The 21,231-nt window shown below is 64.5% G+C and carries 17 protein-coding genes; 4 read left to right on the plus strand and 13 right to left on the minus strand.

All coding sequences use genetic code 11. From position 1 onward, the window contains the following. Position 1 precedes the first annotated feature (1 nt). Positions 2–1,660, minus strand: coding sequence for an ABC transporter substrate-binding protein (locus FJ956_RS12730; protein ID WP_140675498.1), 1,659 nt, complete (start codon positions 1,658–1,660; stop codon positions 2–4). A gap of 128 nt (positions 1,661–1,788) precedes the next feature. Here FJ956_RS12730 and FJ956_RS12735 point away from each other — a divergent pair, with 128 nt between their 5' ends. Next, positions 1,789–2,697 carry a LysR family transcriptional regulator gene (locus FJ956_RS12735; RefSeq protein WP_140675501.1) on the plus strand — a complete coding sequence of 303 codons (909 nt, stop codon included), beginning with the start codon at positions 1,789–1,791 and terminating at the stop codon, positions 2,695–2,697. A 6-nt stretch (positions 2,698–2,703) separates the two neighbouring features. On the opposite strand, the gene FJ956_RS12740 is transcribed toward FJ956_RS12735, so the two are convergent. The 8 genes from FJ956_RS12740 to FJ956_RS12775 form a co-directional block, all read right to left on the minus strand. Beyond that, entirely contained in the window at positions 2,704–4,737 is a 2,034-nt protein-coding gene (locus FJ956_RS12740; RefSeq protein WP_140675504.1) for an ABC transporter ATP-binding protein, read from the minus strand. Beyond that, positions 4,730–5,611, minus strand: a complete 882-nt coding sequence (locus FJ956_RS12745; protein ID WP_140675507.1) for an ABC transporter permease — start codon at positions 5,609–5,611, stop codon at positions 4,730–4,732. Before FJ956_RS12745 ends, FJ956_RS12740 begins: the two co-directional genes overlap by 8 nt. Further along, the gene (locus FJ956_RS12750; protein WP_140675510.1) at positions 5,608–6,561 is read right to left on the minus strand and encodes an ABC transporter permease; all 954 of its coding nucleotides are present in this window, start codon (positions 6,559–6,561) and stop codon (positions 5,608–5,610) included. The genes FJ956_RS12745 and FJ956_RS12750 overlap by 4 nt, the downstream gene beginning before the upstream one ends. 71 nt (positions 6,562–6,632) lie before the next feature. Then, a complete protein-coding gene (locus FJ956_RS12755; RefSeq protein WP_140675512.1) occupies positions 6,633–8,294 on the minus strand; it encodes an ABC transporter substrate-binding protein in 1,662 nt (553 codons plus the stop codon). Between the two features lie 237 nt (positions 8,295–8,531). Then, the gene (locus FJ956_RS12760; RefSeq protein WP_140675515.1) at positions 8,532–9,716 is read right to left on the minus strand and encodes a mandelate racemase/muconate lactonizing enzyme family protein; all 1,185 of its coding nucleotides are present in this window, start codon (positions 9,714–9,716) and stop codon (positions 8,532–8,534) included. A gap of 1 nt (position 9,717) precedes the next feature. Then, positions 9,718–10,821 (minus strand): mandelate racemase/muconate lactonizing enzyme family protein, encoded by a 1,104-nt coding sequence (locus tag FJ956_RS12765; protein ID WP_140675518.1) that lies wholly within the window; start codon positions 10,819–10,821, stop codon positions 9,718–9,720. Between the two features lie 26 nt (positions 10,822–10,847). Continuing rightward, positions 10,848–11,537 (minus strand): GntR family transcriptional regulator, encoded by a 690-nt coding sequence (locus tag FJ956_RS12770; protein WP_140675520.1) that lies wholly within the window; start codon positions 11,535–11,537, stop codon positions 10,848–10,850. A gap of 97 nt (positions 11,538–11,634) precedes the next feature. Continuing rightward, entirely contained in the window at positions 11,635–12,426 is a 792-nt protein-coding gene (locus FJ956_RS12775) for a 2OG-Fe(II) oxygenase (RefSeq protein WP_246672031.1), read from the minus strand. A 99-nt stretch (positions 12,427–12,525) separates the two neighbouring features. Between FJ956_RS12775 and FJ956_RS12780 the strand changes: the two genes are divergently transcribed. Continuing rightward, positions 12,526–13,461, plus strand: a complete 936-nt coding sequence (locus FJ956_RS12780) for a LysR substrate-binding domain-containing protein (protein ID WP_140675523.1) — start codon at positions 12,526–12,528, stop codon at positions 13,459–13,461. A gap of 73 nt (positions 13,462–13,534) precedes the next feature. On the opposite strand, the gene FJ956_RS12785 is transcribed toward FJ956_RS12780, so the two are convergent. Genes FJ956_RS12785 through FJ956_RS12795 form a run of 3 tightly spaced genes read right to left on the minus strand, consistent with a single transcriptional unit; the run spans position 13,535 to position 18,156 of the window. After that, complete coding sequence (locus FJ956_RS12785; RefSeq protein WP_140675525.1) at positions 13,535–14,683, minus strand: efflux RND transporter periplasmic adaptor subunit; 1,149 nt, start codon at positions 14,681–14,683, stop codon at positions 13,535–13,537. A gap of 36 nt (positions 14,684–14,719) precedes the next feature. Then, positions 14,720–17,917, minus strand: a complete 3,198-nt coding sequence (locus FJ956_RS12790) for a multidrug efflux RND transporter permease subunit (protein WP_140675528.1) — start codon at positions 17,915–17,917, stop codon at positions 14,720–14,722. Beyond that, complete coding sequence (locus FJ956_RS12795; RefSeq protein ID WP_140675743.1) at positions 17,911–18,156, minus strand: hypothetical protein; 246 nt, start codon at positions 18,154–18,156, stop codon at positions 17,911–17,913. The genes FJ956_RS12790 and FJ956_RS12795 overlap by 7 nt, the downstream gene beginning before the upstream one ends. A gap of 251 nt (positions 18,157–18,407) precedes the next feature. Between FJ956_RS12795 and FJ956_RS12800 the strand changes: the two genes are divergently transcribed. Together FJ956_RS12800 and FJ956_RS12805 are read left to right on the plus strand one after the other, a co-directional pair. After that, a complete protein-coding gene (locus tag FJ956_RS12800; protein WP_140675531.1) occupies positions 18,408–18,989 on the plus strand; it encodes a TetR/AcrR family transcriptional regulator in 582 nt (193 codons plus the stop codon). A gap of 85 nt (positions 18,990–19,074) precedes the next feature. Then, positions 19,075–19,839 (plus strand): methyltransferase domain-containing protein, encoded by a 765-nt coding sequence (locus FJ956_RS12805; RefSeq protein ID WP_181170158.1) that lies wholly within the window; start codon positions 19,075–19,077, stop codon positions 19,837–19,839. Between the two features lie 291 nt (positions 19,840–20,130). Here the strand turns inward: FJ956_RS12805 and FJ956_RS12815 are convergent, their stop codons facing one another. Next, entirely contained in the window at positions 20,131–21,153 is a 1,023-nt protein-coding gene (locus FJ956_RS12815) for a LacI family DNA-binding transcriptional regulator (protein ID WP_140675536.1), read from the minus strand. Between the last annotated feature and the right edge of the window lie 78 nt (positions 21,154–21,231).

The following is a 21,231-nucleotide window of genomic DNA, read 5'->3' on the forward strand; positions in this document are numbered from 1 at the left end:
GTCATGACGCCACTGACACACGGTCGAGCAGCAGGCCGGCGGCGATCGGCGGCAGGCCGCTGACATTCTTGCGCACCGGCACCAGAAGGTCCGGGAAATAGCTGAAGATCACCGGTGTCTCGTCGAGCAGCAGCTTCTGGATATCGGAAGCGGCCTTGCGCTGCGCGTCGAGGTCGAGCGCCTTGAGATAGCTGTTGACCATCCCGTCATAGGTCGCATTCTTGAAATGCGCCGCGTTCCACGGACCGTCGCTGACCAGCGGGCTCTTCAGGAACACATTCGGCACGCTGCGATGCGCGTAGTCGGTGATGCCGAGCGGGCTGTCCAGCCAGTCCGACTGGCCGAACACCGCCTTGCCGTAATATTTGTCCTGGTCCTCGATGTTGAGCGAGATGCGGGCGCCAATCTCCTTGGCGAAGTTCTGGAACAGCTGCGCATAGCCCGGGATGTCGGAATAGCGGAGCGTCGTCAGCGTCATGTCGAAGCCGTTGGCGAGCCCCGCCGCCTCCATCAGTTGCTTGGCCTTGGCGATGTCCTGCGTGCGTTGCGGCACCGACTTGTCGGTGACCGGGAAAGCCGGCGCGAACGGGCTGTCATTGCCCGTGGCCGCCATGCCGCGGCAGAGTCCGTCGACCAGTTGGGAGCGGTCGATGCACAAGGCCAGCGCCTGGCGCACGCGCTTGTCGGTGAAGGGCGCCATGTCGCAGCGCATATGGAGTTGGCGATGCGCGGTCGAGGCGACGCGCAGCACGGTGATATCGGGGTTGCCCAGCACCACCTGGCTGACGTCGAGCGGGACCGCGTCAAGAACGTCGACCTCGCCCGCCTGCAGCGCCAGGATGCGCGGCTGCACGTCGGCATAGAACTTGAACTCGAGCCGGTCGGGCAGCGCTTTCTCGCCCCAATAGTCGGGATTGCGCACGAAGCTCGCGCCGACCTTCGGCGTGTAGCTTTCGAGCCGGAACGGACCGGTGCCTTCGAAGGTCTTCTCGTAGTCGCCCTTGTAGCTCACCGGCAGGATGACGGCGTTGTAATTGTCGATCGATACCGAATAGGGGAAGCTGCCGTTTGGCGCGTCGAGATGGAATTCCACGGTGTGGTCGTCGACCTTGCGCGTGCCGCCCTTCGACAGCAGGCCCTTGAACACCGAGAGAGCATTGGACGTGCCGTTCGGGTCGGCAAGGCGATCGAAGGTCGCCACGACGTCGTCGGCCTTGAAAGCCTCGCCATTGTGGAATTTCACGCCCTTGCGCAGCTTGAAGGTCCACACGCTGCCGTCGGCGTTGGGCGACCAGCTTTCGGCCAGCACCGGCTTCAGCGTCAGGTCGGGCTGCGTCACGCAGAGGAACTCGGCCGTCTGGAAGACGAGCTGGTAGCTGCCGCTGTCATAGAAGGTCACCGGATCGATGGCGCCGCCAGGCATAGCTACACCGGCGCGCACCGTGCCGCCGGGCTTGCCTTCGGCGCGCGTTTGCGGAGCGCCGAGGCCGATCGCCGAGGCGATGCCACCGAGGAAAGGCAGCGACAGGCCGAGCACGCTGCCATGGCGCAGGAATTCGCGCCGGCCGATCCTTCCGGCGAGCAATTCGTCGATAGCGGAATTTTCGATTGCGCCGAGGGTTTTGCGAGCGGCGTCGATCGTCCTGAAATGCTTCGGCATGGCGGCATTCCTTGTTTTGTCGCGGGGGCTTTGGCATTTAGGTCACTGTTGACCGCGACCGGAAAGCGATATTTTTTGATTGGAGCCATCGAAAATTCCGATGGCGATCCATTGAAAGGCGAGGAACCATGGAAACCGAGAATCTGCGCAGTTTCCTGGAAGTCGCGGCGCATGGCAGCTTCACCGTCGCCGCTCATCGGCTGAACCTCGCCCAGTCCACCGTCAGCGCGCGCATTCGCGGCCTCGAGGAACAGTTGGGCCGCAAGCTGTTCGTTCGCGACAGCGACGGCGTCACGCTGACGCCGGCCGGCCGGCAATTCCTGCCGCATGCCTCGACGATCACCCGCACCTGGGAGCAATCGCGCCAGGACATCGCCGTTCCCGATGGCTACGAGACATTGCTGAGGCTGACCGCGCCCGCCTATCTCTGGGACAGCATCACCTCGCCCTGGATCGACTGGATGCGGGCGGCGCGGCCGAACGTTGCGCTGCGTCTGGAAGGCAGTTTCCCCGACCTTGCGATCGACCAGATGGCCGAAGGCCTGCTCGACATCTGCATCCTCTATTTGCCCAAGCCGCATCCCGGCATCGTCTATGAGACATTTGCTGTCGACCAGGTGGTCCTCGTCCAGCATGCCGAGCAGCCAGGATCGTGGACCGACAACTACATCCTGATGGACTGGGGGCTGGAATTCCGTATCGAGCACGACCGTGCCTTTGCCGGCATGGTGAAGCCGGCGATCTCGGCCGGGCTGGTGTTCATCGGCCTGCAGCACGTCCTGTCGCAGAAGGCGGCCGCTTACCTGCCGCTGAGCGCAGTGAGCTCGCATATCGCGCGCGGCGAGTTGAAGCGCGTGGAGGGCACGCCGGTGTTCCAGCGCCCGATCTATCTTGCCTATCCCGCCAATCCGGCATCGTCCGATGCTCTCGACATTGCGCTGAAAGGCCTCCGCATGCTGGTCAAGGACTGGTTGGACGCAAGCGGATTTGCCGAGGGCGACCGCGCGCTCAGCATGGCGGATGCACCCGTGCCCTGATTGCCGTCAGGCCGTCTCCATGGTCTTTGGCTTCTGCAGCTTCGCCAGTTCCGCATAGGGGATATGGCAGCGGATCGTGTGGCCCGGCTGTACCTCGGTCAGCTCCGGCTCCTGCGTCTCGCAGATCGCGCCGATCTTGCGTGGGCAGCGCGTGTGGAAGACGCAGCCCGTCGGCGGGTTGGCCGCGCTTGGGATCTCGCCGTCGAGACGGATGCGCAAGCTCTCGGTGCGGTCGAGTTTTGGAACCGCCGACAGCAGCGCTTCGGTGTAAGGATGGTGCGGGCCGGAAAACACCGCCTCCGACGGCCCGAACTCCATGATGCGGCCGAGATAGAGCACGGCGATCTTGTCGGAGAGATAGCGCACCACGCCAAGGTCATGCGAGATGAAGATATAGCTGACATCCTGCCTCGACTGCAGGTCGGCCAGAAGGTTGAGGATCGCCGCCTGCACCGAGACGTCGAGCGCCGAGGTCGGCTCGTCGCACACGACGATGCGCGGATCGCCGGCGAAGGCGCGCGCGATCGCCACGCGCTGCTTCAGCCCGCCCGACAGCTGCCGCGGCTTGACCGCGAGATGCCGGTCGGTGAGGCGCACCGAGCGGACAAGCTCTTCCAGGCGCGTATCCAGCGTCTTGCCGCTGAGCCCTCCCAGCCGCTTCAGGGCGCGGCTGAGGATATGCCGGATCGAATGCGATCGATTGAGCGCCGAGTCCGGATTCTGGAAGACGATCTGCACTGCCTTGACCTGGTCTTCCGAACGGCTGGCGAGCCGTGGCGCCAACTGCTTGCCCTCGAGCTCGATCGAGCCGCCGTCGTCTGGTGCGATGAGGCCGAGCAGCAGCCTCGCGAAGGTGGTCTTGCCGCTGCCGGATTCGCCGACCAGGCCAAGAGTCTCGCCGGGCCTCAGGCTGACCGAGACGTCCTTCACCGCCCGCAGCGGACGGCCGTGGCTGGCATAGGTCTTGTTCAGCCCCTCGACCTGCAGCACCGGCGGCGCCTGCTTGGGTGCTGCGGCAGCGATCTCGGCGGGCGTGGCGCGCGGCAGCGACTGCGCCTTGTCATGATAGTGGCAGCGCGACAGCCGGCCGTCGCCGAGCTCGTAGAGTGGCGGCGGCTCGGCGCGACAGCGTTCGGTGGCCAAAGCGCAGCGGTCGGCGAAGGCGCAGCCGGCGATGGTGGCGCCGATGCCGGGCAGGAAGCCCGGAATGGTGTCGAGCCGGCCCTGGTCCTTGCGCTGGCCGCCGCGCGGCAGGCAGCGCAGCAGCGCCACCGTGTAAGGATGGCGCGGATCGTTGAAGACGTCCTTGGTCGAGCCTTCCTCGACCAGCATGCCGGCATAGAGCACGCCGACGCGGTCGCACATGTTGGAGACGACGGCGAGGTTGTGGCTGATGAACAGGATCGAGGCCGACAGCTCGCGCCGCAACTGGCCGATCAGGTCGAGTACCTCCGCCTCGACCGTGGCGTCGAGGCCCGTCGTCGGCTCGTCGAGGATCAGCATCGAAGGGTCGTTGGCCAAGGCCATGGCGATCGCCACGCGCTGCTGCATGCCGCCGGAAAGCTGATGCGGATAGCGCTGCATGACGCTTGCCGGATCGGATATGCGCACCCGGTTCAGCATGGCGAGCGCCTTGTCTTGCGCCGCCTGTCCGGTGACGCCGGTAAGCTCGAAAATCTCGGTCAGCTGGCGACCGATGCGCAGCGACGGGTTCAGCGCCTTGCCGGGATCCTGATAGACCATCGACACGCTGTCGGCGCGGGCGCGCCGCAGCGCCTCGGCGTCGAGCTTCATCACATCCTTGCCGTCGAGCGCGATCGAGCCGCCGGTGATGGAACCGTTGCGCGGCAGATAGCGCACCACCGAAAGCGCCACAGTGGATTTGCCGCAGCCGGATTCGCCGACCAGCCCGTAGGCCTCGCCGGCCTTGATGGTCAGGTTGACGTTGCGCAGCACCGCGCGGTTGCGGCGGCCGACGCGATAGGCGACCGAGAGGTCCTTCAGCTCGAGCGCGTTGGCGGCTTGGCCAGGCTCAGTCATTGAACGCTCCATGCACGCCGTCGGCCACCAGGTTGACGCCGATCACCAGCGAGGCGATGGCCAAGGCATCGAACAGCACCGTCCACCAGAAGCCGCCGCCGATCATGCCGTAATTGGAGGAGATAGACAGGCCCCAGTCGGGCGAGGGCGGCTGGATGCCGAAGCCCATGAAGGAGAGCGTGGCCACCGCGAAGATGGCGTAGCCCAGCCGCACCGTCGTCTCGACCAGGATCGGCGGGATGACGTTGGGCAGGATCTCGACGAACATGGTGTGCAGCGCGCCTTCGTGGCGCAGTTTTGCCGCGGCCACATAGTCGAGCTCGCGTTCGGCCAGCACCGCCGAGCGCACGGTGCGCGCGATGATCGGCGCGAAGCTCAGGCCGATGACGACGATGACGGTGATCTTGGACGTGCCGAGGGCAACGATGGCGAGCAGCGCGATGATGACCACCGGGATCGCCATGAAGGCTTCCAGCACGCGGCTGACGATGTCGTCGACGATGCCGCGGAAATAGCCGATGACGAGGCCGAGCGCGGTGCCGGCGATGGTCGCAAGGATGGTGGCCAGCGGCGCCACCGTGAGGATGTCGCGCGAGCCGACGATGACGCGCGAGAACACATCGCGGCCGAGCTGGTCGGTGCCGAACCAGTGATCGGCCGCCGGTGGCGTGAGCGCGTTGATGATGTCGCTTGCCAGCGGATCGTAGGGAACGAAGTGCTGGCCGAACAGCGCGCAGACAACCCAGAACAACAGGATGAAAAGCCCGGTGAGGAACGTGCCGGACCTGGAGAGCGAATGCAGCACTTCGCCCCAGGGGCTGCGCTGTGCGGTGTGGGGCGCCGGCAGGCTGGCGGGGGTGTCTGTCGCGCTCATTGCTCTGCTCCCAGCCGGATACGCGGATTGAGCACGGAATAGAGGAAATCGGCGATCAAGGTCGCCACCGCATAGACGATGCCGATGGTGAGGATGCCGGCTTCGAGCATCGGGAAGTCCTTGCCGCGCGCGGCGGTGAAGATCAGCGAGCCGATGCCCTGATAGCGGAACAGCGTCTCGATCACGACCAGGCCGCCGATGAGATAGCCGGTCTGGGTCGCGATCACGGTGATGGTCGGCAACAGCGCGTTGCGCAGCACATGGCGCCAGATCACCGTTCGCCAGGGCAGGCCCTTCAGTACGGCGGTGCGCGTATAGTCGGAATCGAGCGCCTCGATCATGCCGGAGCGCGCCATGCGCGCGATATAGCCGAACAGCACCAGGAAAAGCGGCAGCGAGGGCAGGATGAGATAATAGAGCTGGGTGAAGAAGCCGGCGCCTTTCGGCCAGGCGGCGGCGATCGGCAGCCAGCGCAACCACACTCCGAAGATCAGGATCAGGATGATGCCGGTGACGAATTCCGGCAGCACCGTGACCGACAGGCCGCCGAGGCTAATGATGCGGTCGAGCGGTCGGTTGAAATTGAGCGCGGCGATCACCCCGCCCAGGATGCCGATCGGCACCACCAGCACGAAGGCGACCAGCGCCAGCTTCATCGAATTGCCCAAGGCATCGACGACGAACGGCGCCACCGGCGCGCGGAAGACATAGGAGGTGCCCATGTCGCCGTGCAGAAAATTCCAGATCCAGCTGCCATATTGGACGAGCAGCGGCCGGTCGACGCCGAGCGAATGGTTCAGCGCATCCACCGCGCGCTGGTCGGCGAACGGCCCAAGAATGGCCCGCCCGACATTGCCGGGCAGCACCTGGCCGCCAAGGAACACCATGACGCTGAGCAGGAACAGCGTGACGAGCGACAGTGCCAGGCGCCGGGCAAGGAAGAAGAGAATGGCGAATACTCCTATTGGAGCCGGCTCTCCGTGGAGAGCCGGCTAATTAGGATAGGCTTGTTCTCTGTCGTTCAGCCTTTCGACGCCTTGTCGAGGAACAGCTGCGACATGGCGGTGGGCTGCACGCCCGCCACGCCTTTCGCCGTCGCCGTCAGGTAGTCGTAGAAATAGCCGAAGATGACCGGCGTTTCCTCGAGCAGCAGCTTCTGGATCTTGCTGGCCGTGGCCTTCTGCGCCTCGAGGTCGAGGGCCGCGATATAGCTCGCCGCCATCTGGTCGTAGTCCTTGTTCTTGAAGTGGGCGGCATTCCAGGTGCCGTCGCTCTTCAAAGGCGCCGCAAGGTACACGTTGGGCACACCGCGGTGGCCGTAATCGGTGATGCCCATCGCCGAATCCAGCCAGTTCGACTTGCCGAACACCGCATCGCCGTAATAGGCGCCCTGGTCGAGGATGTTGAGCTCGAGCTCGATGCCGATTTCCTTGACCCAGTTCTGGATGAGCTGGGCATATTCCGGGATCTCCAGATAGCGCTCGGTGGTGAGCGTCATCTTGAAGCCCTGGCCGACCCCGGCCGCTTCCATCAGCTGCTTTGCCTGGGCGATGTCCTGCTTGCGCTGCGGCACGCTGGTGTCGGTCGAGGGGTAGACGGCGGCGAACGGGCTGTCGTTGCCGAGCGCCGAGCGTCCCTTCATCAGGCCGGCGGCGAGTTTCTCGCGGTCGAGACAGAGCGCGATGGCGCGGCGCACGCGGGCATCTTTCGTCGGGCCTTCGTCGCAATGCATATGCAGCTGCTGATGCGCGGACGACTTCAGGCTGATGATGTCGACGTTGGGGTCGTTGAGCACGGCGACGCCCGCCAGCACCGGCATCTGGTTGATGATGTCGATCTGGCCGCCCTGCAGCGCCAGGATCTGCGGCTGGATGTCGGTGAAGAAGGTGAATTCGGTGCGGTCCGGCAGAGCCTTTTCGCCCCAGTAATCGTCGTTGCGCACGAAGGAGGCGCCGACCTTGGGCGTGTATTTTTCGAGCTTGAACGGCCCGGTGCCGTCGAAGCTCTGTTCGTAGCCGCCCTTGTAGCTCGCCGGGATGATGACGGCGTTGTAGTTGTCGGACGACAGCATGTAGGGGAAGTTGCCGTTCGGCGCATCGAGGTGGAATTCGACGGTGTAGTCGTCGACCTTCTTCGAGGCGCCCTTCTGCAGGATGCCGGTGAATACCGACAGCGCGTTGGACGAGTTGGCCGGATCGGCGAGCCGGTCGATGCTGGCCACCACGTCGTCGGCCTTCATCTCGCCGCCCGAGTGGAATTTCACGCCCTTGCGCAGCTTGAAGGTCCACACCGTGCCGTCGGTGTTCGGCGACCAGCTTTCCGCCAGCGCCGGCTTCAGAACGAGGTCAGGACCGTCGACGCAGAGGAATTCCGCGACCTGTTGCATGACGAGCAGGCCACCGGCGTCGGCGATGGTGACCGGGTCGATCGCCGCCGCCGGCACGCTGCTGCCGACGCGGATGGTGGCGCCGGGCGCGCCGGCGCGAGCGAGCGAGGGTGCCGCGCCGAAGCCGGCGGCCATGCCGATGCGGCCGAGCAGCGGCAGCGACAGGCCGAGCAGGCTGCCGTGGCGCACGAATTCGCGGCGGCTGATGCGGCCGTCGATCAGGCCGTCGATGAGGTGGTTTTCGAGTGGCGTCCGGCCGCGCCGGAGGAGATCGAGAATGCGATAGTTCTTGCTCATGGGTCTAAGCCCTTTCCCCAGTTGTTGTGGTTGACGGGTGCATTCCGGCAGACGAGTTCCGTGGAGTTCTCCGGTCCAGGCACTCAGTATCGGTCGATGTACAGTAGCATGCGGTTCCGACCGGTCCATCCGCTCCCTGCGACGGAAAAGTCAGATTTTCTTGATGGATTGTCTGTTGTCCGGGCGACCCATGGTCGCCTTATTCCCGATAAGTCCTGCTTGCTTTTCGACATCCTCCTAATTCAGCGGCAATCTGCGGTAGGTCCCGGGCTTTTCCGGATCGTGATATTTGTTGCAGGGGCCGTTTTCGACGAAGTCGCGATGGCAGGCGGCAAGCCTTTCCCGCGACAGCGTTACCCCGAGGCCGTGGCCTTCAGGCACCCGTACGACGTTGTTTTTCGGCGCGAACGGGCCTTCCTCGATGATGTCCATCGGCTGCATGCGAAACAGCGACTGGTTGGGCTCCCTGATCCAGCCGAGCGCCGCGCACAGATGCAGGTAGCAGGCGCTGCCGATGCCGGTGTCGCCGCTGTAGCACCAGTAATCGATGCCGGCATGCTCGCAGGCGCCGACGAAGCGCAGCATGCGGTTGATGCCGCCATGCGCCGTCGGGTTGCCCACGAAGGCGTCCGGCACCTTCAGCTCCATGGCGCGGGCAATGTCGATGTTGTGGGTCGAGAACGGGATCGAGGTGTGGCGGCGAAGCTCGCGCATCTCCTCGATGGTCGCCACCGGATCCTCCCAGTTGCGCACGCCGAGCTCTTCCAGCGGCCGTGCCAATTGCCTGGCGGTCGCCAGCGAATAGGCCTGGTTGGAATCGATGCGGATCATCGCATCGTCGCCAAGCTTCTCGCGGATGAGCTCGACCATCTTCAGCGAAACTTTCGGATCGTGCGTCGAGAACTTGCCCTCGAAGAAGGTCGTGCCGTGGCGCTCGTTGAGCTCGACGCAGTAGTCGGCGACGTCTTCCGGCGTCTTTTCGCCCTTCACCCTCGCTCCGGCGCCGCGCAGCGAGAAATAATCGGTGAAGGGGATTTCCTTGCGCACCGCCCCGCCGAGCAACTGATAGAGCGGCTGCTTCCAGGCCTTGCCGCGCAGGTCCCACAGCGCCATCTCGATGGCGCCGAAGGCCATGATGCGGGTGCGGTCGTTGATCGATTGCACGCCGCTCCAGAAGGGCAGGCAGACTTCCTCCGCCCCGGCGATGTCGAAAGCATCACGCCCGGCAAGCCTCGGCGCCAGCACGTCGTTGATGACGGCGGCCGCGCCTGGCGTCGGTGCCTCGCCGATGCCGACAAGTCCGTCCTCGGTCTCGACCTCGACGATGGTCGGCGAGAAGCCGTCGAGCTCGCCGAAGACCCAGACATAAGGGGCCTCCAGCCTGTAGTTGATCGGTGTTGCCTTGACGCGCCTGATCTTCATTTCAGCCGATCTCGAAGAAGGGTTCGCCGAGCAGGCCAGGGTCGACATCGATACCGAGGCCGGGGCCGTCGGGAACGCCCATATGGCTGCCGGTCACCGGCGGCGCATTCCTGGCCGTGCGCACCGTCACCCATTCGTGGAAAGCGATCGCATGCAGCCGGCGTTCTTGCGGCGTCGACAGCGACAGATGCGCCATGGCCGCGGTGTCGATCTCGGCGCCGCCGGTATCCTCGACCGTGATCATGAAGCCGAGATCGACGGCGACGTCGCGGATCAGCCTTGTCTGCGTCACGCCGCCCAAGCGCGAAATCTTCAGCGTCAAACCGTCGGCAGCACCCCTGCGGTGGATCTCCAGCATCTCGCCCAGCGAGGTGACGGATTCGTCCAGCACCATCGGCTTGTCGAGCATGCGGCGCACCGACATGTTCTCCTCGATGGTCGTGCAGGGTTGCTCGAACGTGTAGTCGATGCCGCGCGTGGCGTCGGCGAACTGCCGCGCCTGGTAAGGCGTCCAGCCGGCATTGGCGTCGCAGAAGATCACCGTGCCCTTCGGCACCGCCGAGGCGACCGCCGTCACCCGCTCGATGTCGTCATGCACATTGCCGCCGACCTTGACCTGCAGGCGCCGGCACCCTTCGGCGATGATCCGCTTGGCCAGCGTCGCCATCTGGTCGAGCGTGCCGTGGGTGACGACCCGGTAGGTCTCCGCCATGTCGCTCTCGCGCCCGCCGAGCATCGTCACCAGCGGCACGTCGGCCGCGCGGGCGGCGAGATCCCAGCACGCCATGTCAAGCGCCGACTTGATGTAGGGATGGCCCTTGAACACCGTGTCCATCAGCCGGCCAATGCCCGCCAGCCCGCGCGGATCCTGGCCGATGAGATGCGGCGCGATCTCCGGCACGCCCGCGCGTGTTCCCGCCGGAAACGCGGCCGAATAGAAATTGCCGAGCGGCGCCATCTCGCCCCATCCGGTCACGCCGCTGTCCGACGCGATGGCGACGATCACCGCGTCGAAGCAGTCGGCAACGCGTCCCTTGGACATGCGGTAAGGCCCATCCACGAAGGGCTGGACGACATGATAGGCCTTGACGCTCTTGATCTTCACGTTCGTGTCCGTTGTCCGTATGTCTGTCAGTTTTTCGATGCGCGCTTTTCGAGGCCGCGCGCATAGGCAAGAAGTTCTTCGAAATCGAGGCCGATATGCTGGCGCGCATGGCGCTGGGCGGCGCGCATGTCGGCGCCCTTGAGCAGGGCGACATAAGTTTCGTGCACATCCTCGGCCGGCACCGGCTCGTTGCGGGCGCGCTGGTGCAGGGCGAAATACATCTGCAGCCGGCTGGTCAGCCGCTGCCAGGTCTCAAGCAGCACCGAATTGTCCGCCCATTCGTAGATCAGCCCGTGTAGCTGCAGCGCGGTCTCGATCTGGCGCGTGGTGTCCTTCGCCCGCGTCGCCTGCTTCACCGCTTCATGGCGGCGGTCGAGCTCGTCGAAGAAGCGCTGGTCGCGCTGCGGCCAGGTCTTCTCGATGGCGAACTCGTCCAGCACCTGATTGAGCGAATAGGCATCGATGATGTCCTTGGCGGTGACCTCGATGACGAAGGTGCCGGCATAGGGGATGCTGGTCAGGACGCCTTCCTGCACCAGCTCGCGCATCGCCTCGCGCAATGGCGCGCGGCTCACCCGCATCTGCTCCGAAATCCTGAGCTCGTTGAGCTTTTGCCCCGGTTCCAGCTGTCCGGTCAGGATGGCGCGCCGCAGCAGGGCGACGATCTCCGCCCTGCGCGTCGTATCCGCGATCGGACTGAAATCCAGCTTTGCCATGTGTCGACTCCCGGGAGGAATTTCTGCAAGACAAGCAGATTGTCGACAATCTAACAAGAGCCGATTTCCGTGAATTCCGGATTTTGAACCGGCAGCCTCAAGCCGCTCGCCCGTAGAAGCCGATCCGCTCCTCATCGGTGAACATGACGCCAGGACGTTCGTAGTAGGAAAACACCGCGATCATGCGCTCGCGATTGCCTTCGACGGTGGTCACGCGGTGCGCGGTGTTCTTGCCGCGGAAGACGTTGAGCGTGCCGGCCTTGATGCGCAGGATCTTTGCCTCGGGATCGCGCCCCTCGAGCAGCTTGGCGACGCCGTCATAGTTCGGATCGTCGCCCGAGCGCAGGTCGGTGCGGTATTCGAAGTCGCCGCCGATCTCCGGAGCCTGCAAGAGCAGCGTCGTGGTGAATTCCGAGCGGTCGAAATGCCAGTTGAGCGCCTCGCCGGCGCGGTAGCCCATGACGTTGGCGCGGGCCAGCGGGTCCTGCATGACATGCAGTTGCGGCTTGTCCATCGTCGCCGCCAGGAACCGCACCAGCGGCGCGTATTCGTAGATTGAAAGGACGGTGCTGCCCGGGATCTGGTCGGCGCAGACCGTATGGCTGATCGTCTCCACCTTGCGCAGCGCCGGATGGCCCGGCGAAAGCTCCGGGATCGACGGCTTGAAGTAGATGTTGTGCATGCGCTTGTGGACATACGAACGCGTGTCCATCACCGGCCGAACCTCTGCGACCGCCTTTTCGGCAATACCGGGACGCAGAAAACCTTCCAGGTTGAACATGCCGCTTGCCGCCAGCGCGGCCTTGGACTCGTCCACCAGCCGCTGCCATTCGGGACTGCCCTCGCGGTCGAGCGGGTAGCGGTCCAGGTCGAGAATGTTTTCGATCATAGCGTCCTCCGAAATCTGAGGCTTACTACACGGCAAGGAAATCTTTGCCGCAACGCGGAAAATTGTTAGGCTCTCTCAAGAAAAACTTTCGAGGGAAACGTGGACAAGCTTCCGCCATTGAATGCGATGAGGACTTTCGAGGTCGCGGCGCGCGCCGGCAGTTTCACGCTTGCCGCAAGCGAGCTCGGCGTGTCGTCGGCCGCGGTCAGCCAGCAGATCCGCAACCTGGAAGACTGGTTCGGCAAGCAGCTCTTCATGCGCAACGGCAATCGTATCGCGCTGACCGATGCCGGCCACGCCATCTATCCGCAGACGGCGCACGCGCTGGGCGAGATCGCGGCGGTCGGCCGGCGCATGCTGGAAGGCGGCTTGCGCACGCGCCTCGTGGTGAGCGTGCCGGTCTCCCTGGCGGAGCTGTGGCTGGCGCCGAGGCTTGGCGTACTGCTCGACGGTTTTCCGCGGATGGCGATCGACGTCCGGGTCGAGGACGATCCCGTCGACTTCGTGCGCCAGAACATCGACCTGCGCATCTCCTATGGCGATTATCACTACCCGGCGCTGAAGATGGTGCGGCTCGTTCATGACGAGGTGCTGCCGGTGGCATCGCCCGAGTTCTGGCATCGTCACGGCAATGGGGCCGCCAGCTTGGCGGACGTGCATGAGAGCCACTTCATCCATACCAATTGGGGGCCGAACTATGCCTCGCACCCGAGCTGGGCGGATTGGTTCGCCGCCGCCGGCGGCAGCCGCGCGCCGGACCCTTCGCATGGCCGCCGCGTCGGCCTGTCCAGCCTGGCGATCGGCGCCGCGCGGCTGGGACTGGGGATAGCCCTGGGACAAAGGGTGATGGCGAATGCCGATCTTGAGGCGGGGCGATTGATCGCCCTGTCGTCCGTCCCGGTTCGTCTCGGCCAGCCCTATTGCGCCTTCATGCTGCCGGCGAAGGCGGAACGCGCCGACATCGCTGGTCTGGTCGAACTGCTGGCAAGCAATCCCGCGAAGCCGCGCACGGAGCCAGCGTCGGGAGCCGCCTGAACCCTAATAACAAAAACGGCGCCCTCGACGTGGGTGTCGAGGGCGCCGTCGGACCGGAAACTGATGGGGGTTATCAGCTGGCCGGTTTCGGTTGCGGCAAGGGAGAAACCGGCATTCCGGGTCCGATTTTCTGCAGATTGCCCGTGATCACCTGATCGGTCTCGGAGATGCCGGAGGTCACGGAAATCAGGTCGCCGTCGGTCGGCCCAAGCGAGACCAGCTTCTGGTCGACGGTGTTGCCCTTGCCGATGACATAGAGGTACTTGCCGAGCTGGCTGGAACCCAGCGCCACTTGCGGCACCATCAGCGTGTTGGGCTGTTCCTTCACATGCAGCCGCACCCGCACATATTGCCCAGGCAGCAGCGTGAACTTGGCGTTGCCGATCGTGGCGCGCGCCGTGATCGTGCCGGTCGAATGGTCGATCGTGTTGTCGATGAAGGTGAGCTCGCCCTTCTGGCTGGGCTGGGTCTCGCCGGGCAGCAAAACGTCGACGGCGATCGGACCGTTGGCCTTCGCCTGCTCGATCTGCACGAGGTCGCTCTCGCTCGGATTGAAGGTCACATAGATCGGATCGAGCTGCACCAGCGTGTTGAGCACGGTGCCGGCGACGCTGACCAGCGTGCCGACCGAGGCCTGATTGCGGCCGATACGACCCGAGAACGGCGCCTTGATCTCGGCATAGCCGAGATTGAGCTCGGCTGTGCGCACCGACGCCTGGTCGACGGCAAGGGCGGCTTGCGCCGTGCGCAGATTGCTGGTGCGCTGGTCGAAGCTGTCCTTGTCGAGGTAACCGGCCTTGGCGAGATCGGTGCCGCGGCCGAGATTGGATTTTGCATAGTCGAGCGTCGCGCTATCGCGCTGCACCTGCGCCTTCGCCTGCTCCAGCGCGGCCTGATAGTCATCGGGCGCGATGCGGTAGAGCATGTCGCCCTGCTTGACGTCGCTGCCGTCGGCCGCGGTCTGATCCTGCAGATAGCCCGGCACGCGCGCCTGCAGCGTGATGCTGCGGATCGACTCCACCCGCGCGGCGTAGTCGAGATAGATCGGCAGCGTCTTCTTCACGACATTCACCACCGGCACCGGCATCACGAAGGCCGCCGGCGCTGGCGCGGCACCCGCCGCACCGCCGCTCAAATTGCCCATGTCGAGAAAGTGCACGCTGGCCACCGAGATCGCGCCCAGCGCGACGGCTGTTCCCAAGGCGATTTTCCATCTACGCATAATTGATCTCCAATCTTATTCGGCCGCCTGGGCGACCTATTCAGCCGCCTGGGCGAGCGGCTGAAGCGCCGGCTCGGCGGTCGGTTCAATTTCGTCTTGCTGTGGCGCATCGTCGTGCGCCTTGGCAGGTTCCCTTTCGCCGCGTTCGCGCAACTGCTCGATCACGGCGTAGAAGACAGGCACGAAGACCAGCGACAGGATCGTCGCCGCCACCATGCCGCCGAAGACGGTGGTGCCGATCGATTGCCGGCTGGCTGCGCCGGCGCCCGTCGCGAACATCAGCGGCAGCACGCCGAGGATGAAGGCGAAGGCGGTCATCAGGATCGGCCGCAGTCTCAGCCTTGCCGCTTCCATCGCCGCCTCGACGATGGTGAGACCCTCCTCGCGCCGGCGTCTGGCGAATTCGACGATCAGGATCGCGTTCTTCGCCGCCAGGCCGATCAGCATGACGAAGCCGATCTGCGAGTAGACGTCGATCTGCATGCCGCGCAGCATCAGCACCACGAAGGCGCCGAACAAAGCGAGCGGCACGGCGAGCAGCACCATGAAGGGCATCGCCCAGCTTTCATACTGCGCCGCCAGGATCAGGAAGACGAAGACGATCGCCAGCCCGAACACCACCGAAGCGATCGATCCGGCTTTGAGCTCCTGATAGGTGATGCCGGTCCACTCGTAGCCGAAGTCGCGCGGCAGCACGTTCGCCGCCGCCCGCTCCATGGCCGCCACCGCCTGCCCGGACGAGAAGCCGGGAGCGGCGCCGCCATTGATCAGGGCCGAGGCATTGTTGTTGTAGTGCGGCACGGTCTCCGGACCGACGATCGGCACCAGTCTGCCCAGCGTGCTCAGCGGCACCATGCCGCCCGACGCGTTGCGCACATAGAGCCGCGAGATGTCGGTGGCGTCGGCGCGCGCGTCCTTGTCGGCCTGGATGGTCACGCGGAAGGTGCGGCCGAACAGGTTGAAGTCGTTGACGTAGAGCGAGCCGAGATAGATCTGCAGCGTGTTGAAGACGTCCGGCAAGTTGAGGCCGAGCAGCTTCGCCTTGCTGCGGTCGAGGTCGTAGTTGAACTGCGGCGTCGAGGTCGAGAAGGACGAGAACAGCTGCTGCGGGTTGAGCTCCGGCTGCTTGCGCGCCTCGGCGAGCAGCGCCTGCGTGACGTCGTTCAGCGCGGCACTGCCGCGCCCGGACAGGTCTTCGACCTGGAACTCGAAGCCGCCGGTGGTGCCGATGCCAGGGATCGAGGGCGGATCGAAGGAGAGCGCGAACGCATCCGGCATCTGCAGGAGCTTGCCGCGCACCTGCTCGACCAGTTTCGAGGCGCTCTGGTCGGGACCGCGTTCGTCCCACGGCTTCAGGATCGCGAACTCCACCGCCGAATTCGACTGCGCGGCGCTGGTCAGGAAGTTCAGGCCGCTGATCGAGCCGACGATGTCGACGCCGGGCGTCGATTGCAGGATGTCGCGCGCCTTCTGCGCCACCGCGTCGGTGCGCTCCAAGGAAGCACCGTCCGGCAACTGGATGACGACGAAGAAATAGCCCTGGTCTTCGACCGGCAGGAAGGTCGAAGGTAGTTTCTGCCAAACGAAATAGGTGGCGACGAGGCCGGCCGCGAACAGGACGAGCATGGCCCAGCGCAGCTTGATCAGGATGCGCACGCCATGCGCATAGGCATGCGACAGCCAGTCGAAGCCGGCGTTGAACCAGCGGAACAGCACGAACTGGGTTTCGCCGCGATGGCGTAGGAAGGCGGCGCTCAGCGCCGGCGACAGCGTCAGCGAGTTGAAGGCGGAAATGCCGACGGAGATCGCGACGGTCAGCGCGAACTGGTTGTAGAGCCGGCCGGAGACGCCCGGGATGAAGGCGACGGGAACGAACACCGCCATCAGCACCGCCGTGGTGGCAATGATCGGCCCGGTCACCTCGGCCATCGCCGCGCGCGTCGCGGCAAGCGGCTTAAGCCCGGCCTCCAGTTGTCGCTCGACATTCTCGACCACGACGATCGCATCGTCGACGACAAGACCGATCGCTAGCACCATGCCGAGCAGCGAGAGCATGTTGAGCGAGAAGCCCAGCATATACATGATCGCCAATGTCGCGATCAGCGAGACGGGAATGGCGATGGTCGGGATGATCGTGGTGCGCCAGCTCTGCAGGAAGATGAACACCACCGCCACGACCAGCACCAGCGCTTCACCGAGCGTGATCAACACGTCATGCATCGAGGCCGACACGAAGCGCGTCGTGTCGTAATGCATGGCGTAGTGGACGCCCTTGGGAAAGCGCTGCGACAGCTCCTGCATCTTGTCCTTGACCCGCTGCTGCAGGTCGAGGGCGTTGGAGCCGGGCATCTGGTAGACGGCCAAAACCACTGTCGGGTCCTTGCCGAAAAAGGCGGATGACGAATATTGCAGCGCGCCGAGCTCGATGCGGGCAACGTCGCGCAGCCTGACCAGCGAGCCATTCTCGGAGTTGGCGCGCACGACGATGTCGCCGAATTCCTTCGGGTCGCTGAGGCGGCCCACCGCGTTGACCTGCATTTCGAAGGCGGTGCCGGCGGGTGCCGGCGACTGGCCGATCTTGCCGGCCGCCACCTGCACGTTCTGTTCGGCGATCGCATTCTGCACGTCGACGGCGGTGATGCCGAGATTGGCCAATTTGTCCGGGTCGAGCCAGACGCGCATCGAATAGCGGCGCTCGCCGAAGATCTGCACGTCGCCGACGCCGGGCAGGCGCTTCAGCGGATCGACCACCTGCAGATAGGCGAGGTTGCTCAGCGCCACCGGATCGATCGAGCCGTCCGGCGAGGTGAGGTCGACGATCAGCACGAAATTGGGGTTTTGCTTCTTGATCGTCACGCCGCCCTGGTTGACGATGGCCGGCAGGGAGGATGCCGCTTGGCTGACGCGATTCTGCACGTCGACGGCCGCCGTGCTCAACGGATAGCCGACGTCGAAGGTGATGGTGATGGTCGAGGAGCCGTCATTCGAGCTCGTCGACGACATGTAGGTCATGCCTTGCACGCCATTGATCTGCTGCTCGAGCGGCGTGGTGACCGTATCGGCCACGACCTGCGCGCTGGCGCCCGGATAATGGGCGCTGACCACAACCTGCGGGGGCGTGATGTCGGGGAACTGCGAGACCGGCAAGAGGAAATAGGCGATCGCACCGGCGAGCACCATGATGATGGCGATCGCCGACGCGAAGATCGGGCGGTGGATGAAGAAGTTCACCATGATGCGGACGCCTCGCCGAACGGTTTTGCGAAATGGCGCAGGCGCCGGGCCCGGCCGGAGCCGGAGCCGGAATCCGCCAGGAAGGATGGCGGGACATCGTCGCCCAGCGATTGCTCCGCAGCGCGCGAGCGCAGCATCCGTTCGAAGGCTTTGGGATCGATCCCGTCTGCCTTCATCACCAGCCGGATCATCGGATCCCGGATGGCTTCGTCGATCGTCAGGTCTTTGCGCTTTTGCATAGGAGTGGCTCCTTGCTCGGCCCGCATCGTTTGATCACGGACCGCTTTTTTCTCGTTCTTCACCGGCCGAAGCCGCATGACAGGCAGGTTTTGCGTCCTATCTCACTCTGGCAGGGCTATCGGAGGCCTTGTCGTTTGACGGCGAGTGATATAGGTGTTACCAGTAAGTAACATGCTGGAAGTTACAGACCGGTAACACCCTAGTCAAGAGGTGGCGACGGTTTTTTTGGAAACGACGAAAGGAGAGCATGATGACTGACGGCGTTGCGGAGCGTTCCCGCCCCCGGGATCGGATTCTGGAGACGGCGCAGGACATGTTCCACAAGCACGGCATCAAGGGTGTGGGCGTCGACGCCATCACCGAGGCTGCCGGCACGAACAAGATGACGCTTTACCGTCACTTCGAATCCAAGGACGAATTGATCGTCGAATGCCTGCGCGCGACGGCGGCGAAGGCGTCGAGGATCTGGGACGAGTTCGAGGCCAGGCATCCCGGCGACAAGCTCGCCCAGTTGCATGCCTGGGTCCAAAAGGCTTCCGAGCTGCTCAGCGCCGACAGCCGCGGCTGCGATATGGCCAATGCCGCCGTCGAGCTCACCGAGACCGATCACCCGGCAAGGCGCGTCATCAAGGAACTGAAGGAGGCCCAGCGCGAGAAGCTGGTTGCGCTTTGCCGCGATGCCGGCATCGGCCAGGCCGAGCTGCTCGCCGACACGCTGTCGCTGCTGCTCGAAGGCGCGCGCGTCTCGATGCAGAGCGTCGGCGCCGAAGGCCCGAGCGCGCAGTTCGTGCGCATGGCCGAAAGCCTGATCGCCTCGTTCCGGGCGCGCTGATGTCTTCGCCTCATCCTGATTCTGGGATATGCTGCGTCAAAATTGGGCGCCCAGCTAGGCAATGGGTCAGGCAAGTTTTCCGGAGATGTATGAGCGCTGGCTCGTAGGTCCGCTCTTCCGTCCTTGGGCCGAAGCGACCTTCGAAGAGGTCAAGCTGTCTCCAGGTCATCGTATCTTGGACATCGCCTGCGGCACCGGAATAGTCGCCCGCATTGCCAAGGAACGTCTCGGTGCTTCCGGATATGTTGTCGGCATCGACATCAATCCGGATATGCTTGCCGTCGCGCGCACTGTGGCGCCGAATATCGATTGGCGCGTCGGTAACGCCGGTGCACTGCCGCTCGGTGACAGAGAGCAGTTCGACGTGATCGTCTGCCAGCAGGGGCTGCAGTTCTTCCCCGACAAGCCGGCTGCGGCGGTGGAGATGCGGCGAGCGCTGGCGCCGGGCGGCCGCTTGGCGGTTGCCACTTGGCGTTCCGATGAGGAAATCCCCTTCTTTCGAGAACTCCGCCGCGTCGCTGAGCGACACCTAGGCCCAATCGCGGACATGCGCCACAGCTTTGGCAACGCGGCGCCGCTCGAGGCGCTGCTCCGGGACGCCGGCTTCCACGACGTTCGATCAAGAACAATTTCACGCGCCATACGCTTTGAGGACGGCGCAGCCTTTCTGCGATTGAATACGATGGCCCTGGTCGGCATGAGTGCTGCCGGCAAGGCAATGGCCGAGCAGGAGCGCAAGCGCGTCGTGGAGGACATCGTGAACGGAAGCGCTGCCGTGCTGCGGTCCCGCTCCGATGGATCGGGAGTCGTTTTCGAACTCAGCTCCAACCTGGCGACGGCCAAAGGCTAGACGCTCGGTCCACGGGGCTGGCGTCGCCTCCGCGTCGTTCCATTTGCGCAAAGAAAAAGCCCGCTGCCGGGAGGAGGTGGCAGCGGGCTTGATTTCGAATACGGCACGGGAGGAGGTGTACCGTACTCAGCGTCGGCATCACATCTGGGAGGAGGAGACGGCCGACACCCAGAGAAATACGAGCTGCCTAACGATTCGGCAATTGCGAAACGTGCATAGCTGCTGTGCAGAATTGCGGGATCAATCGTCAGACAAATGCTAAGGCACGCCTTCGTGCGCCCACCCACCGGTTTATTGCACCGGCACGTTTTCCTTGAAGATCAGCCGCGGCTCGATGAACTTTTTCGTCAGATAGGGCGCCGACGACGCGATGGATCCGAGCAGGCGGATCACCGACTGCTCGGCGATCAGCCGCGCATTCTGGTCGATAACGACGTCGGCGAGATCGTCGACGAGATAGCGGCGCGTTTCCTTGGTCAGGTCGTGGCAGATGAAGACCGGCTTCCTGCGCGGCTTGACCTCGAGCAAGGCCTTGGCCACGCCGGACCGTCCGGCGCCGACGCAGTAGATGCCGAGCAGGTCCGGTTCGTTGTGCAGCGCCTTGATGGTCGCGCGGTAGCTGGCGTCCGCGTCGTCATTGCTCTCGGCGGCGCTTGAGACCGTGAGGTTGGGAAACTCTTCGCTCAGCACCGAACGAAAACCCATCTCGCGCTCCTCGTGGCCGCGATAGGAGCGCGACCCGACCACCATCGCCAGATGTCCTGTACGGCCGCCGAGGAAGCGGCCCATCAGCAGCGCCGCGGTGCGACCCGCTACCCGGTTGTCGATGCCGACATAGGCCGAGCGGGGTGCCGCCGGCACATCCGAGATCAGCGTGACCAGCCTGATCCCGGCATCGACCAGCTCGCGCAGGATGTTGCGCGTGCGCGGGTGGTCGACGGCGATGACGCCGACACCGTTGGCTTTGAGCGACAGATTCTCGACAGCGCCCTGCAGAGCGGCCGGCGAAATACCGGCAAGGTTGTGGATGCGGCAGGAGGCGACCAGTGGCAGGCGTGCCGCATAATCCTCGATGTGATGCGCAAGATCGGCCATGAAGCCATTGGACCCGATCGGCAGGAAGAATTCGAGATGCGCCGGCTTCGACGGCAGCACGACCTGATCGAGCGTCGGCAGATAGCCGAGCTGCTTGGCCGCCTCCATCACCCGCTGCCGGTTGGCAGCGCTTGCCCCCGGCCGGTTGTTGAGCACCCTGTCGACGGTCGCGGTCGACAGGCCGCAGCTTCTGGCGATGTCGGCTACCGTGGCTTTCATGAGTCCAGTCATAGGATGGGAAGCGAGCCCCTGTCAGGACAATTCAACGTCAGGCCAAACCGACGCCGGGCCAAATCG

This window comes from Mesorhizobium sp. B2-4-3 (assembly GCF_006442815.1).
Classification (GTDB): Bacteria; Pseudomonadota; Alphaproteobacteria; order Rhizobiales; family Rhizobiaceae; genus Mesorhizobium.